The following is a 12,766-nucleotide window of genomic DNA, read 5'->3' as shown; positions in this document are numbered from 1 at the left end:
CGGACTCAGGTATTCTTTAATGTCCGCTTGGTGCCAAAAACGGACGTCAACGCTTGATAAAAAGTCATCTTTAGTGCTTATTAACATTCAGGAATCGGCATCCAAAATGCTGCAAAATGGGAGAAGGAATGCTTTTCGCAATAAGGTTTACGGATCACCCAGGTGAATACAATGTCAGAAAACAATATCTTAATCCTCATTTGGACTGGTTAAAGCAAAAACGAGGTGTGGTTCTTGCTGCTGGTTCATTACGTGAAAAAAATAACGATCAACCTGTCGGAGCTCTATGGGTAGTTAAGGCTGAGCATGAAGAAGAAGCCTTATCCATATTTTCCGATGACCCTTTTTGGATCCATGGTTTACGAGCATCGGTTGAGGTTTTATCGTGGAGCCTCGCTTTTGAGGACATGCTTAACGCTTAATGTCTGCTTTCTCATAGCGGACCTTCAACTTAGTTACCTTGTCCGGTTTGTGCCAGAAGCGGGCATTGGCAAAATTTTATTGTCCCTGAAAGAAGAATTGTGCATTTTGGTAAAGCAGTCGCTTTAAATATGCTAACACCAGGAGAAGTGATGACATTTCAGGATGCGCCTCGACTTGAGACAGAACGACTAATTTTAAAGCAATTTACGCTCGACGATTTTCCAGCGCTTATGGCGTGCTGGAGCACGCCTGAAATGATTAAAATTAATGGCGGTGAGAAACCAACGACAGAAAGTGTTTGGAGCCGCTTATTACGTTATATCGGACACTGGCAAGCGTTAGGGTATGGCTACTGGGCGGTGTTTGAGAAAACTACAGGCCGTTATGCTGGTTCGTTTGGTTTCCAGGATGTTCATCGTGATATCACACCTCAGTTAAAATACCCTGAAGCTGGATGGACATTAATTCCTGAAGTTCAAGGCAAAGGTTATGCGTCTGAAGCACTGGCCGCAGTTTTACTATGGGCCGATCAGACATTATCCTCCCCATTGTGCTGCATTATTGACGAAGAAAATAAACGTTCAAATCATCTGGCTGAGCGCTTTGGTTTCCAGTTTCAAGATTATGTTACCTATCGCGGTAAGCAAGTACGCATGCTTGTACGCTAATAATTAATTAAACCATAAATGTAATTTTTAGCGGGTCTACGGAACGTCCGCTTAGTGCCAGATGCTGACATTAGTGATCATTGGTCGGCCACTGCTGAGCAGCAACATTACATGCCCTGTATGTCTGTTAATATACGCACATTACTAATGATTCTGGGTAAGACTGACATGCCTCAAATAACCATCCATATTCTGAATGCTCAGGAAAAACTCACTGTTCACTGTGAATGGCTGCGAACTACCCTGACCGATACCTATGTAAAAGTCACAAGGCTGATGGCGACCCCTTCAGTTGATGTCATAGTTAAGGCTGGGAAGTCTGTTATCCCTGAAAAAGGGCATGCCGGTTTTTGTCCTGAATCTGGTGTTATCTATATAACCGTCGATCCTGAAAATCCTGCATTTTGCAAAAACGTTGCGCATTCTATTGAACGTATGTTCGCTCATGAACTTCACCATGCGGCAAGGTGGGCAGGACCGGGATACGGCTCAACGCTGGGAGAAGCACTGGTCTCTGAAGGACTTGCCGGCCATTTTTCTCTTGAGCTTTTGGGTGGTGAAGCTGAGCCCTGGGAAAGCCTCAAGTCCGATATTGTTAAGCCCTACTATCCACTCATGTTTGAAATCTGGAATCACACTGATTACGACCATAATACCTGGTTTTTCGGAACAGGAGATTTACCAAGGTGGCTGGGTTATACCGCAGGGTTCAATCTGATATCAAGGTATCTCGCTTCATCCCCACATTTGAAAGCATCAATGCTGGCGAACATAAAGGCTGAGGAGTTAAAGGCTTTTATATGAAGTACATACTTTTAATTTCTCTAACGCTGTTATTCAACTCATGAGCGAAACTCGCTTGGTCCGCTTTTCGCTCATAGCGGACCTTCAGTTCAGTCAGCAAGTCCGCTTTGTGCCAGAAGCGGACGTTTTCAGCATCTGCACGCACTAATTTGTGGAGAATAGCTTTTACTACATAATCATGCAGGCGCGCAGAAATCATCAGGCGCGTTTTTCAGGTTTTGAAGCAGGGGAAAGGTGCCGGAAACAGCCCGGACGCGGCGGAAACGCGCTGAGAGCTTTTCAGATGGTGCGGCCAGGTAGTCTTATGTTAAATCTGGGTTTCTCCCCACGTCATAAAGAGATAAATAAAACTATGACTGAGATAATGCGAATAGCAGCGATTAACGATGCAGAGGCCGTTACGACACTAACAAGAATGGCCTACGCCAAGTGGGTGCCTGTGATTGGTCGAGAACCTCTTCCAATGAAGGCAGATCATGCTGCGTTCATCAAAGATCACAGAGTTGACCTTTTGTTCTGTGATTCAGAACTGGCCGCGCTCGTTGAAACAATTCAGCGCAAGGAAGATATCCTCATTGAAAACGTTGCTGTTGATCCACGTTTTCAGAAGCGCGGTTATGGAAGAAAAATGGTGGCTCATGCAGAGCAATTGGCAGTTCAAGCGGGTTTAAATGTCGTCCGGCTCTATACGAACTCGCTATTTGAAGTAAACCTTCGCCTATACGCATCATTAGGCTATGAATTTGAATACAGTGAGGAACGAAACGGCGGAGTGGCTATCCACATGCTCAAGCGCCTAGCCTAAATGGTATCTTCGCTAGGTAAAATCAGCTCCTAGCTGTGATGCACAACAGGGTTGTTATGTTTAATGTGCCAGAGCTTCCCTGTGACTACCATTTGATGTCCGCTCCTCGCTCAAAGCGGACGATTGGCGTTCAAGATCCACTTTGTGCCATAAGCAGACAGTGACAGCATCGACATGTACACATATGCGGGAGGCAGATCATCTGCTGAGCGCCCGGGCCGGCATGTCTTAAGCCGGGAATTTACGATGTCGTGTGGTCTGGTCGCGGTTGCGATTTACTAGATAAGCAGAGAGGCTAAGCCATGAGCGAGTTTCTGGCCAGACTAGATGCAAATCCGCCGCAATGGGCAGGGGAGACGATTGGTGCCTGAGAAGACAGCCGGCTGCGGCTGCACGGCAGATTTCTTAAACGCCATTACAGGGCTAACCCCTCCCGATGCTCCCCTGAGCCATTAGTAAATAACGTCGCGTTTGATAAACGGATCACCGTATGAATATGAGCCTCATCCGTGCAAAACACCTCATAGACAGCATGCTCTTTCATGGTTCTTAGGCACCGGATAGTCCGGTGCCAGCTGACAGCCTTACTCCGCTTCACCGCGTGCTCCCGCATGAATCTGACTGAAAAGTCGCTTCGTCCATGCATCAGTGACGTGCTTTGGAGCGGATGAGATATACGTTGATACAACAAAGCTCCCCGCTCTGTTGCCGGTGGCACCCGTGCCTTTGAATGTACGGCGAACCTCAATCGTCAGCCTGTCATTTTCCGCCCAGTTTCTGGACATGCGGTAATAGTTGCCTGGCTCTGCTGACCAGCTGGTGCCTTCTGAAATGGCCGAGGCTGACCAGCCCGCATTCCCCTGGCCGCTGTTACGCGCGGCAGCAACATCCCCGTCAGAAAGGAAGCCAAACTTTTCTTTCAGGCGCATGGCCACCGTATCGGCCGGTATGGCAATAGGGCCGTAGGCATCACTGACCTGATTGCGTTGTTCCGCTGTTGTCTGGTCTTTTACGTCTGAAGGCACTGGATGGCCGTCATTCAGCGAACCAAACTGGCCGATACCGCTCATGAAGCTGCTGCAGCCTGTAAGTGTGGTCGCCAGCAAAATGGCAGACAGATTTAAGGCTTTTTTTGACATGCTATTCTCCGGTTAACAGGCAGGCTGCACCCGGCAACCCGCGTTGTTCATCATCAGAAAGTGAAAGAAAGCTGCGCGGCAGCGCCATAGCTGCGGTCAGTGCCGGCCATGCCGGTCAGGTCGAGATGCACGACGTTGAAGGGTGAAATCCCCAAACCGGCGGTAAACATGCTGCGATCGCTGTTGTGCATGTCTGCGCGGTAACCGGCACGCAGCTGCGCCCAGTTCCATGCATTCAGCTCAGCACCCACGCCGGCATACTGCACTTTTTCATCCGAGGCAAAACCGCTGGCCGGTGTCAGGTCAACGTCTGTGGCCAGAGTGACAAAACCATTGCTCCACGCCGTGCCGGCAGTCGCCTGCGGGCGGATCTGGAACGTGTCCGTGATGCCGTTGATTTCACGCGTACTGATGTTACGCGCCACAAGGTTCTGTCCGGTCAGTCCGACTGTCCACTCTGGCGTCAGCTGAGCCGCAAAGCCGACGTCGACGTTTGCGCCGCTTTCGGAATGCTTCCAGTCGACGCTGCGAAAATCTGACGCGCTGTAGTTACCGACGGAAACGTTGTAGTTCCAGGTATCCACGCGCTGGACCTTTGGCGTGATACCGACAGAAACCGGCGTGTCAGCCAGGGTAAACTGATGCGCTGCGGCGATACCGTACTCCGTGACCAGTGCGGCAACGCCCTGCGCCCGGGAGGTCATCTGGTCAATATCCGTCTGAGTCGGTGAGAAAATGCCGCTCTGTGCCGCATCGAGATACGCCAGGTCACGCTGTGTGATTTCAGTGCGGACCTTCGCCTGTCCCCAGCCTCTGGCCACAAAGGCGAAAGGGAGGGTGTCATTGGGAATGGCAATCACCGCAGAAAGCCCGGCACTGGCATGCCCGCTGTCGCCGTCGACGTCCTGCAGGGCCAGTTTCAGCGCGGCCGCCTGTCGTGAGCTGTTGCCGGTGCCCGCTGATTCGCGGAAGTCGTCAAAGGTGCTTTTTACCCTGTCCAGTCCGTCACGCAGGTTATCCGGATCGCTGATTTGTGCCCCCACGCCCGGCAGGATGAGCCCGACGTCGTCACCGGCATCGTGGCGGGTCATCAGCGCGGGGTTGGCCAGCGCTGAGGCAAGATAACCGGAAGAGGCCACGCCGGTTCCCCCCATGGCGTCGTTACGCGCTTCGGTCCAGGTTGTTGCAGCATTCACTGACGGCACGGCTGAAGCCAGTAATGCCAGAGTGATGCTGCGGGTTAACAGTTTTGCTTTCATCATTTATTTCCTTTTCTTGTTTTTGACAAAGGGGTTTCCCTGGTGCTGACGCACCAATAAAATAAACAGCCCGGTTTTTTGTTATTTAAATACGGTTAACCGAAACTTATGACTTCTTTCAGATAGTCTTCCCATTCAGGCGTAATATGAAATGCCGGATTTAGGAAAGGTATCCGTTCCTCCTCGCTCCACATGAAATTATGTCCTGGGCTGAGCTTACCTATAATTCTTTCATCAGTGACGGATGAGACCGAAAACGGCAACTCAGAGCCCTCTCTCAGACTGTCAAATAACCTGTCCGGTAATTTGCGAAAAGAAATTTGAGCAACCCTTCCTTTTAACCGCAGTAATTCACAGAAAGAAAGAAAAGCGTTTGTTTCTGATTCATTGTTGACATTAAGAGGGACCACACCGGTTAAATAATTACTTTCAAAGGACACGCCATTGATATATTTATCCCGGGTCGCTGTGATTACCATCTCGTGGCTGAAATTTAGCGCTGGATCACCTTCATTATGCTGACGTCTGTAAAAATGTAAGGAGTTAATCACTGTACCTTTATGCGGCAGAAGGCATTCAGCTGCCTGCCAGAAGTCACGCAGTACCACGGACGGAACCGGAAGGATGTCTTTTCCGGCGAGCCAGCCGGACTGAACGCCGAACCATGACGCAAGCTGCTCCAGCACAGGCAGGGTAAGGTGATCAAGCGTGCGCTCCCGGTTCTCAAGCACACTCATGCCGATGTTCAGGTCAGAGAGCAGTGTGGCCACCTGAGCCACATCAAGGCTGTGGCGGTCCATCAGGTGCCAGAAGCGCTCATAAACGCGGTTTACCGAGGCTTTTCGGGGTGCTGTGGTTTCTGTCATGACGCCCTCAACAATCACATTAACCAGCTCCGAAACGGAGATGCCGAGCTTGTGTGATACCTGATTCAAAAATTCTCTTGATGCCGGCCGGAAACGAATGGTCACTGGCGGACTTACGGTTTTCTTCCCTTCCGCAAACTGCTCAAGCAGCTGCCTCTGCTCATCGGTCTGCTCTAAGGCGACGCGGGACAGAATTTCTGTCAGGTTCATTCGTTTCATAAAGGCCCTGGTGTTGGCTGAATGAGAAAATATTTTGTTAATCATTTCTGTATTCGGTGTGAATACAGTACCTGGCAAAACCGTGCCTTGTATAACGCGATATTTCGATCGTTCAGATCGAATACATGTATGTAATCAGTGTGAACATTGCCATCGTGACTTAACACCCGAAATTATTTTTCCGGTTCAGAAGTTTTTTTCAGCAGCATCACCGGCCACCGGGTCCTGGACGGACAGCGCCAGTGCCACTGCCGGAAAAGGATTTCCAGCTGCATCAGCGCGCGGGCTGAATCCCGGAAAGGGACGCTGGTAAGCCTGCTGCGGTAAGACCAGCCCCGCACCTTCAGGTATGTCCTGAGCCTGGCCGCACGGGCAGGCGTCAGAAGGTGCGAAGCAACAACAACGGTTTTTCCCCCGGCTAAGGCGGCTTCCGTTGACTCAAACACCCCCGACCAGAACCAGCTCACGCGCTCAGGCGTGAGTCCGACGGTTGGCTGACAGGGTGACAGATGAACGGTGATGCGTTTTCTGCGGCTAAGCATGCAGGGCTTCCTGAGCAGCTGACGGGTCAGCCAGTCGAGGGGGCTGAGCAGAAACGGAGAGAGTGCCGTAAGCAGCCACATAAAAAAGAATGCGTCACAGCCGGATGAAATAAAAAGGCTGATGCTGCCGGACAGCGTCAGCCACAGCAGAAGGTACAGCGCTACCAGACGTTGCTGCATGAGTGTGTTCAGTTTAATTAAAGGAAGGTTGCGCAAGAAAAGCACGGGACGTTAAAGCCGTCCGCCGTTAATCCTGAATCCGTTCCTGAAAATTAACGCAAGCAGAATATCTCTCTGCACTAAATCCAGGATTAACGTTGCAAATGTCGCCCCGTATCTTAGCGTTACGTCATTTCAGATAAAGAGCGGGTGTCGATGGAACGGGTGATGAAGTGGCTGACGGGGCGGGGAAACAACAGGCATACAGGGCAGCCGGCGGATACGGTCGTCAGAGAAGTGGCGTTTCGTCCGGTTCTGGAGGGTAGTACGCTTTTGCAGACGGAGGAGCGACGCAGGTTTGTCAGAATGCTGGCAGATAACAGTCCTCTTTCGCAGTCTGTCACCGGGGCATGGTGGCTGGGACCTGCGCAGACGATGCTTGAGCGTGTGCAGGACTGCCCGGCCGCATGGAACGGTGCCTATTCGTCACCGGGGGGATTTGGTGACCTTAGCCTCGGCGTGGCAGTGCGGGCGGTCAGGCTCGTCAGGGGAATGATGCTGCCGCCAGGCGCCACACCTGAAGAGCAGTCGTCACAGGCTCCGGGCTGGGTCTGTGCGGTATTCTGGGCAGGCCTGTTCCATCATCTGCCCTGGCTGACGCAGGTGGAAGGCGCGACGCAGTCCGGAAAAATCTGGTATCCGGGGCTGCACAAGCCTGACGGCCCGTGGCGGGTCCGGCCCGCAAAGAGTGCCCGGGCTCCGGCCCTGACAGGTCAGTACATGGCAGCAAGATTACTGCCAGAAACGGGTATGCTGTGGCTTCACCAGTGGCCGGAAGCATCGCGCTGCCTTCTCCAGTTCCTGTCGGGTGAACGCGCCGGGGCTGGTGTGCTTTACAGCATCATCATGCAGGCACGGGAGGGGGCGGGTGTTGCTATAGATGGTCTTTCAGATACTACTGGAGCTTCTTCTGTAAACCCGGCGCCGGAAATGCAACATGTTGATAATCACCCAAATTTAGCACATAACGCACCTGTCCTTTTGTCCAGTAACATCATTTCAGCAAATGTTTCAGAGCCAATTGAAAGTAATGAGGCGACTTATACTCCCCCTCAGGCAGCCGGAGAGGAGACGGCTCCGGGAACAGAAATACCAGAGTTACCGTTACTGAGCTCCGCACTGCAGTCAGCACTCGGCGGGAACGAAGCGACTGAGTATGGTTCAGACAGTGAAAATGAAAAGGAAGATTTAGAAATTAAACAGGGAGTGGATTTACTTTCGGTACTGGACCTGATGGCTAAAGGGGAAGCACCCGTTTTATCAGCCGAGCAAGCTGCTGTGGTAATGAAGCAGGAGCAAACGGAAGACTGGAAGCCGGCGGTCGACAGTGAACTCTGTGGGGGCAACGTTTTTCTGGACTGGCTGCGGGAGAACGTGGAGGCCGGTAAAATTACCATTAATGAGTCTGACAGTCTTTTGCATGTGCTGTCCGGCTTTATTTTTATGATATCGCCCGATGTGTTTTTCCGGTTTATTTCCTCGCAGCCAGATAATAAATACGAAAAAAACAAGCTGCAGAAAAACTTTGAATCACTGGGCCTTCATCACTCACGAAATGGTAAGGGTCTTTACTCTTACCATAAATATGACTCGCCGGATAAACGCGGTCAGTTCACCAAACTGTCGGGCTACATGATTAAGTCTGACATTATTTTAAAGAATGGAAGCTGTCTTTCAGACAGCAAATGGCTCTTTCCCAAAAAAGAGTAATTACAGGGTTAATAAAATACGAGGTTACCATGTCTGAAAAAACGACCTTCGATGACATTCTGAACGACTATTTTTTCAGTAAGGTTCTCCGTCCAGCCAGTGAATGGAGCTACAGAAAGGTTGTAAAAACTTTCACAGAATTCAGTGAAGGTAAAATATTGCCTGAAAGTATATGTCGCCTTGATGTTCTTAAATGGCGACGTCACGTTTTGAACGAACAAAACTGCAGTAAACGGACATGGAATAATAAAGTTGCACATATGAGAGCGCTGTTTAACCACGCTATAACGCACTCTCTCATTACTGCCCGGGACAATCCGTTCAATGGCGTGGTCGTTAAGCCAGACCGTAAACGAAAGAAAACGCTTACCCGGGAACAAATGAAGAAAATTGATCTCGTAATGCATCGAAAAATTGAACAGGAGCAGATCGGTATTCATGATCCCCGGCCGAACGCGCTAGAACCCGCATGGTTCTGGATGACAGTGATTGAAACGCTAAAGTTTACGGGCATGCGTCAGAACCAGCTGCTGCATATAAGGCTGTGCGATGTTGATCTTAAACAGGGTGTTATTGAGCTGAGACCTGAAGGCTCAAAAAATCATCGTGAACACCGGGTGCCTGTCACTGACAAGCTGAGGCCTCGCCTTGAAGATCTGTACCGTCAGGCTAAACAAATGGGCGCAAGGCCGAAGGATCAACTGTTTAATATCAACCGTTTCAGTCGCTTAAAAAAGAAAAACGTCATGGGCGGTAACATGGATCACCCCCCAATGCGGGCGTTTTTCAGGCGGCTTTCACGTGAGTGTCAGTGTGATGTCAGCCCGCACCGTTTCAGGCATACCATCGCTACAGATCTGATGAAAACACCGGAACGAAGCCTGAATGACGTGAAAATGTTGCTGGGGCATTCAAGTGTTGCGGTCACTCTGGAATATGTTGAAGCGAATATGGATCATCTTCGAAGAAATCTGGAAAGCGTATTTATGCTCTAGGACTATTCCTAAGTCAAATTTCTAACGGATTGATATCAGTGGAGGAAAAATTAGCGCGGTTTCATTTACAGATCGTTGACACAAACCTTGTGAAAAGGTAAAAACCTGTAATTGAAATACTCGGGATGTGAGAAATCCGGATGATGCGTCAACATCATCCGGATTCTTAATCCCATAATCTTCAAGTGTAGAACGAATGTGACTCATCCTGCACGATGACGAAAAGGGATCTCTGTCTTGCCCGTTAAGGATCTCATCTCTTAACGAACAGGCTCTGAAGAGTGGTGCCCGAACCCGGAATCGAACCAGGGACACGGGGATTTTCAATCCCCTGCTCTACCGACTGAGCTATTCGGGCAACGGGGCGCATTAAACCGTAAAGGCCGCAGGCCGTCAACGGCTTTGATAAAAAAACCACGCAAAACGTGACTGATTGCCTGAATTTCAGTCAAAGACGATGAAACTCAGGCCAGTGCGCCGTTTTTACGGCAGAGGGCGATACTCAATACGTCTTCCGCCAGGCGTTTCGCCACATCAACGTCCTGCACGTTGCGTTTAACCAGCAGTTTGCTCAGGCAGCCTTCCAGTATCAGTTCCATTTGATCGGCAACCATACTGGGATTATCCAGACCAAGCGAGGTTAAGATGGTATGCGTAAATTGCCATGAGGCGCGCTTCTGCTTTTCTGCCAACTGATGGATGGGCTGATCGGGCTGGGGATAAAAACTGCAGGCGGCGATAAACAGGCAACCGGGAAAGCGGCCCTTGTTGACCTGCTCGTTTAATCCTTCATAGCGTGCCATCAGCTTCTGATCAGGACGCAGAGCGTCGTTCTGCAGAATGTCATGGCGCCACTGTTCAATCTGCTGGGCGTGAAACTGCAGTGCATCGTAGAGCAGCGCGTCACGATCGGGCCAAAACTGTTCAAGCTGTGTCAGGCTGAGCTGCATATCATCGGCCAGGATTGCCAGCGATGAGGTCGCCGCCAGACCGTTTTGTTCCAGTACGTTTAACGCATGGTCAAGTATCTGTTCACGTTGCAAATCGTTCTCCTCTGGTGTGCAAGCCTGTTTTGTTCAGCAGACTGTGTCCTGGTTCCAGTGTTGTTTACTCATGCAATTTCTGCAAATGCGCGCGAAAATCATTCGCCTTCAGGAAGCCGGTAATACGCGATTCCGGGATCTCTTTTCCTGTCGCATCAAAGAACAAAATCGTGGGTAACCCGAGCACGTGCAAATGCTGCAACAGCGCATTATCGGTGGCGGTGTTCGCCGTGACGTTAGCCTGCAACAGCTGCACATTGTTCAGGCTGTCACGTACCGCGCTGTCGCTAAAAGTATATTTTTCAAACTCTTTACAGGCCACGCACCAGTCCGCATAGAGATCCACCATGGTGATACGGCCCTGAGCCTGCTGCAGGGCCTGGTCTACCTGTTCAAGGGTTTGAACAGGCTGAAAGGGAAGGTGCGCGATGTTTTGCTGCGGCGCGCCGCTGCCAAAGGCCCAGTCCTGCAACGGGCGGGCGCTGATCAGGGCGGCGACCAGCATCATAATTTGCATCACGCGCCATTTGCCGCCGCTGGCGCGTAAGCTCGCGCTGAATGCCCAGGCAAAGAATGCCACGGCCAAAAGGCTCCACAAACGCATGCCCCACAGATCGCCCAGTATCCGCTCCAGCAGGAAGACCGGCAGCGCGAGAATAACAAAACCAAACCCTTCTTTGACGGTCTGCATCCAGGGGCCGCTTTTAGGGAGAAAGCGGTTGCCAAACAGGGTAACGGCAATCAGCGGCAATCCCATCCCGACGGCATAGAGCCACAGCGTACCGGCACCGGCCAGCAGGTTTCCGCTCTGCGCGATATAAAGCAGAATCGCGCTGAGTGGCGCAGTGGTGCAGGGCGAGCAGATTAGGCCTGCCAGCGCGCCCATCAGGAAAACGCCCGGCAGTGAGCCGCCTTGCTGACGATTGCTCCACAGTGCCAGACGCGTTTGCACGCTGGCGGGAAGCTGTAGCGAAAACAGGCCAAACATCGACAGGGCTAACAGGATAAACAGCGCCGATAAGCCAATAAGTACATAAGGATGCTGCAACGCCGCCTGAAAGCGCAGGCCCGCCGCCGCCACAATCACGCCCAGTAAGGTATAAGTGAGCGCCATTCCCTGCACATAGACCATGGCCAGCGCAAACAGCCTGCCCAGTGAATAGTTACGCTTACCGCCAAGGATAATGCCAGAGATCAGCGGATACATCGGCAATACACATGGCGTGAAGGCCACGCCGATGCCAATCAGCAGCGCCCACAACGGCGAAAAGGGCAGAGGGTTGGCGCTGGCAGGCGCAACGGCTGGCGGGGACATTGTGGCGGCTACCGGGGAAAGGGGGATGCTGCGGGTTTCCGGTGGATAACAGAAGCCGGCGGCGGCACAGCCTTGATAACTTACGCTAAGGGTCGCTCCTTTCGCGGCCTGCTGCAGCATGATGGGCACGTTGAGATCCTGCGGGTAAATCTCGCTTTTACCAAAAAATTCATCTTCATGCGGCTGGCCCGCAGGCAGGGCTAACGGCGCAATACGTGCATCATGGGGCACGACCTTAATCTGTTGGCGGTAAAGGTAATAGCCCTCTTTGACTTTCCAGTGCAGGTTAAGCTGCGAGCCTTGCTGATCGAAATCAAAGGCAAAAGCCTGATCAACGGGCAAAAAGCGGCTGGTGGTTTTGGGGGAAAATAAGGCAGCCTGCGCCTGCAGGCAGATAAACAGCGCCAGTACCAGTGTGATTAAGCGAGAGATGCGTGCAGCCATGACAAGTATTCACTGTCTCCATGTTGAACCGGAAGTACCAGCAGTTCTGGTACATCGTAAGGATGCGCGAGCTTAAGCAGTTCGATCAAGGCCTGCTGATGGGCTGTGTCGCATTTGAGTAACATCTGAACTTCGCTGGACTGCGCCAGTTGGCCCTGCCAGACATAATATGACGTTGCACCCGGCAAGAGGGTGACACAGGCGGCCAGCCTGGCCTGCAGCGCCTGTGTGGCAAGCTGTTGCGCACAGGCCTGGTCTGGCGCAGTACAGAGGATGATAACGGCGTTCATCGTAACGATCCTGTTGAAAATAACG

13 protein-coding genes and 1 tRNA gene are annotated in these 12,766 nt (G+C 51.4%); 6 read left to right on the top strand and 8 right to left on the bottom strand.

Going from position 1 to position 12,766, the window contains the following annotated elements; translation table 11 throughout:
* Positions 1-116 precede the first annotated feature (116 nt).
* The 4 genes from PAGR_RS19475 to PAGR_RS19455 all read left to right on the top strand — a co-directional run bounded on the left by PAGR_RS19475 (position 117) and on the right by PAGR_RS19455 (position 2,700).
* Positions 117-422 (top strand): YciI family protein, encoded by a 306-nt coding sequence (locus tag PAGR_RS19475; RefSeq protein ID WP_019105808.1) that lies wholly within the window; start codon positions 117-119, stop codon positions 420-422.
* A gap of 150 nt (positions 423-572) precedes the next feature.
* Positions 573-1,091, top strand: coding sequence for a GNAT family N-acetyltransferase (locus PAGR_RS19470; protein WP_014606774.1), 519 nt, complete (start codon positions 573-575; stop codon positions 1,089-1,091).
* A 54-nt stretch (positions 1,092-1,145) separates the two neighbouring features.
* Positions 1,146-1,895 carry a DUF2268 domain-containing putative Zn-dependent protease gene (locus PAGR_RS19465; protein WP_237711071.1) on the top strand — a complete coding sequence of 250 codons (750 nt, stop codon included), beginning with the start codon at positions 1,146-1,148 and terminating at the stop codon, positions 1,893-1,895.
* Positions 1,896-2,199: 304 nt separating this feature from the next.
* Positions 2,200-2,700 (top strand): GNAT family N-acetyltransferase, encoded by a 501-nt coding sequence (locus PAGR_RS19455; RefSeq protein ID WP_014606772.1) that lies wholly within the window; start codon positions 2,200-2,202, stop codon positions 2,698-2,700.
* A 584-nt stretch (positions 2,701-3,284) separates the two neighbouring features.
* Here PAGR_RS19455 and PAGR_RS19450 read toward each other — a convergent pair.
* The 4 genes from PAGR_RS19450 to PAGR_RS19435 form a co-directional block, all read right to left on the bottom strand.
* Positions 3,285-3,839, bottom strand: a complete 555-nt coding sequence (locus PAGR_RS19450) for a hypothetical protein (RefSeq protein WP_014606771.1) — start codon at positions 3,837-3,839, stop codon at positions 3,285-3,287.
* 53 nt (positions 3,840-3,892) lie between these two features.
* Positions 3,893-5,098: a conjugal transfer protein TraF gene (locus PAGR_RS19445; RefSeq protein ID WP_044042479.1), complete on the bottom strand. Its 1,206-nt coding sequence runs from the start codon at positions 5,096-5,098 to the stop codon at positions 3,893-3,895.
* 95 nt (positions 5,099-5,193) lie between these two features.
* The gene (locus PAGR_RS19440; protein WP_015701117.1) at positions 5,194-6,183 is read right to left on the bottom strand and encodes a hypothetical protein; all 990 of its coding nucleotides are present in this window, start codon (positions 6,181-6,183) and stop codon (positions 5,194-5,196) included.
* Positions 6,184-6,356: 173 nt separating this feature from the next.
* A complete protein-coding gene (locus PAGR_RS19435; protein WP_014606768.1) occupies positions 6,357-6,905 on the bottom strand; it encodes a hypothetical protein in 549 nt (182 codons plus the stop codon).
* 195 nt (positions 6,906-7,100) lie between these two features.
* Here PAGR_RS19435 and PAGR_RS19430 point away from each other — a divergent pair, with 195 nt between their 5' ends.
* Both PAGR_RS19430 and PAGR_RS19425 read left to right on the top strand, forming a co-directional pair.
* Positions 7,101-8,654, top strand: coding sequence for a conjugal transfer nickase/helicase domain-containing protein (locus PAGR_RS19430; protein WP_014606767.1), 1,554 nt, complete (start codon positions 7,101-7,103; stop codon positions 8,652-8,654).
* A 29-nt stretch (positions 8,655-8,683) separates the two neighbouring features.
* Complete coding sequence (locus PAGR_RS19425; protein WP_014606766.1) at positions 8,684-9,649, top strand: tyrosine-type recombinase/integrase; 966 nt, start codon at positions 8,684-8,686, stop codon at positions 9,647-9,649.
* 282 nt (positions 9,650-9,931) lie between these two features.
* On the opposite strand, the gene PAGR_RS19420 is transcribed toward PAGR_RS19425, so the two are convergent.
* The 4 genes from PAGR_RS19420 to cutA form a co-directional block, all read right to left on the bottom strand.
* Positions 9,932-10,007: transfer RNA gene (locus PAGR_RS19420), tRNA-Phe, on the bottom strand.
* 106 nt (positions 10,008-10,113) lie between these two features.
* The gene (dicD, locus tag PAGR_RS19415; protein WP_014606765.1) at positions 10,114-10,692 is read right to left on the bottom strand and encodes a division control transcriptional repressor DicD; all 579 of its coding nucleotides are present in this window, start codon (positions 10,690-10,692) and stop codon (positions 10,114-10,116) included.
* 64 nt (positions 10,693-10,756) lie between these two features.
* Positions 10,757-12,451: a protein-disulfide reductase DsbD gene (locus tag PAGR_RS19410; RefSeq protein ID WP_014606764.1), complete on the bottom strand. Its 1,695-nt coding sequence runs from the start codon at positions 12,449-12,451 to the stop codon at positions 10,757-10,759.
* On the bottom strand, positions 12,427-12,750 hold the full coding sequence (gene cutA / locus PAGR_RS19405; RefSeq protein WP_024472201.1) for a divalent cation tolerance protein CutA: 324 nt from the start codon (positions 12,748-12,750) through the stop codon (positions 12,427-12,429). The genes PAGR_RS19410 and cutA overlap by 25 nt, the downstream gene beginning before the upstream one ends.
* Positions 12,751-12,766 lie beyond the last annotated feature (16 nt).

Source organism: Pantoea ananatis PA13, assembly GCF_000233595.1.
Lineage (GTDB): Bacteria > Pseudomonadota > Gammaproteobacteria > Enterobacterales > Enterobacteriaceae > Pantoea > Pantoea ananatis.
This window is presented reverse-complemented; position numbering and strand designations above follow the sequence as displayed.

Coding starts and splice junctions, on each gene's coding strand:
- PAGR_RS19455 (WP_014606772.1), top strand. CDS start 2,200: ATGTTAAATCTGGGTTTCTCCCCACGTCATAAAGAGATAAATAAAACT.
- PAGR_RS19435 (WP_014606768.1), bottom strand. CDS start 6,905: ATGCAGCAACGTCTGGTAGCGCTGTACCTTCTGCTGTGGCTGACGCTG.
- PAGR_RS19470 (WP_014606774.1), top strand. CDS start 573: ATGACATTTCAGGATGCGCCTCGACTTGAGACAGAACGACTAATTTTA.
- PAGR_RS19475 (WP_019105808.1), top strand. CDS start 117: ATGGGAGAAGGAATGCTTTTCGCAATAAGGTTTACGGATCACCCAGGT.
- PAGR_RS19430 (WP_014606767.1), top strand. CDS start 7,101: ATGGAACGGGTGATGAAGTGGCTGACGGGGCGGGGAAACAACAGGCAT.
- PAGR_RS19410 (WP_014606764.1), bottom strand. CDS start 12,451: ATGGCTGCACGCATCTCTCGCTTAATCACACTGGTACTGGCGCTGTTT.
- PAGR_RS19445 (WP_044042479.1), bottom strand. CDS start 5,098: ATGAAAGCAAAACTGTTAACCCGCAGCATCACTCTGGCATTACTGGCT.
- PAGR_RS19440 (WP_015701117.1), bottom strand. CDS start 6,183: ATGAAACGAATGAACCTGACAGAAATTCTGTCCCGCGTCGCCTTAGAG.
- PAGR_RS19425 (WP_014606766.1), top strand. CDS start 8,684: ATGTCTGAAAAAACGACCTTCGATGACATTCTGAACGACTATTTTTTC.
- PAGR_RS19450 (WP_014606771.1), bottom strand. CDS start 3,839: ATGTCAAAAAAAGCCTTAAATCTGTCTGCCATTTTGCTGGCGACCACA.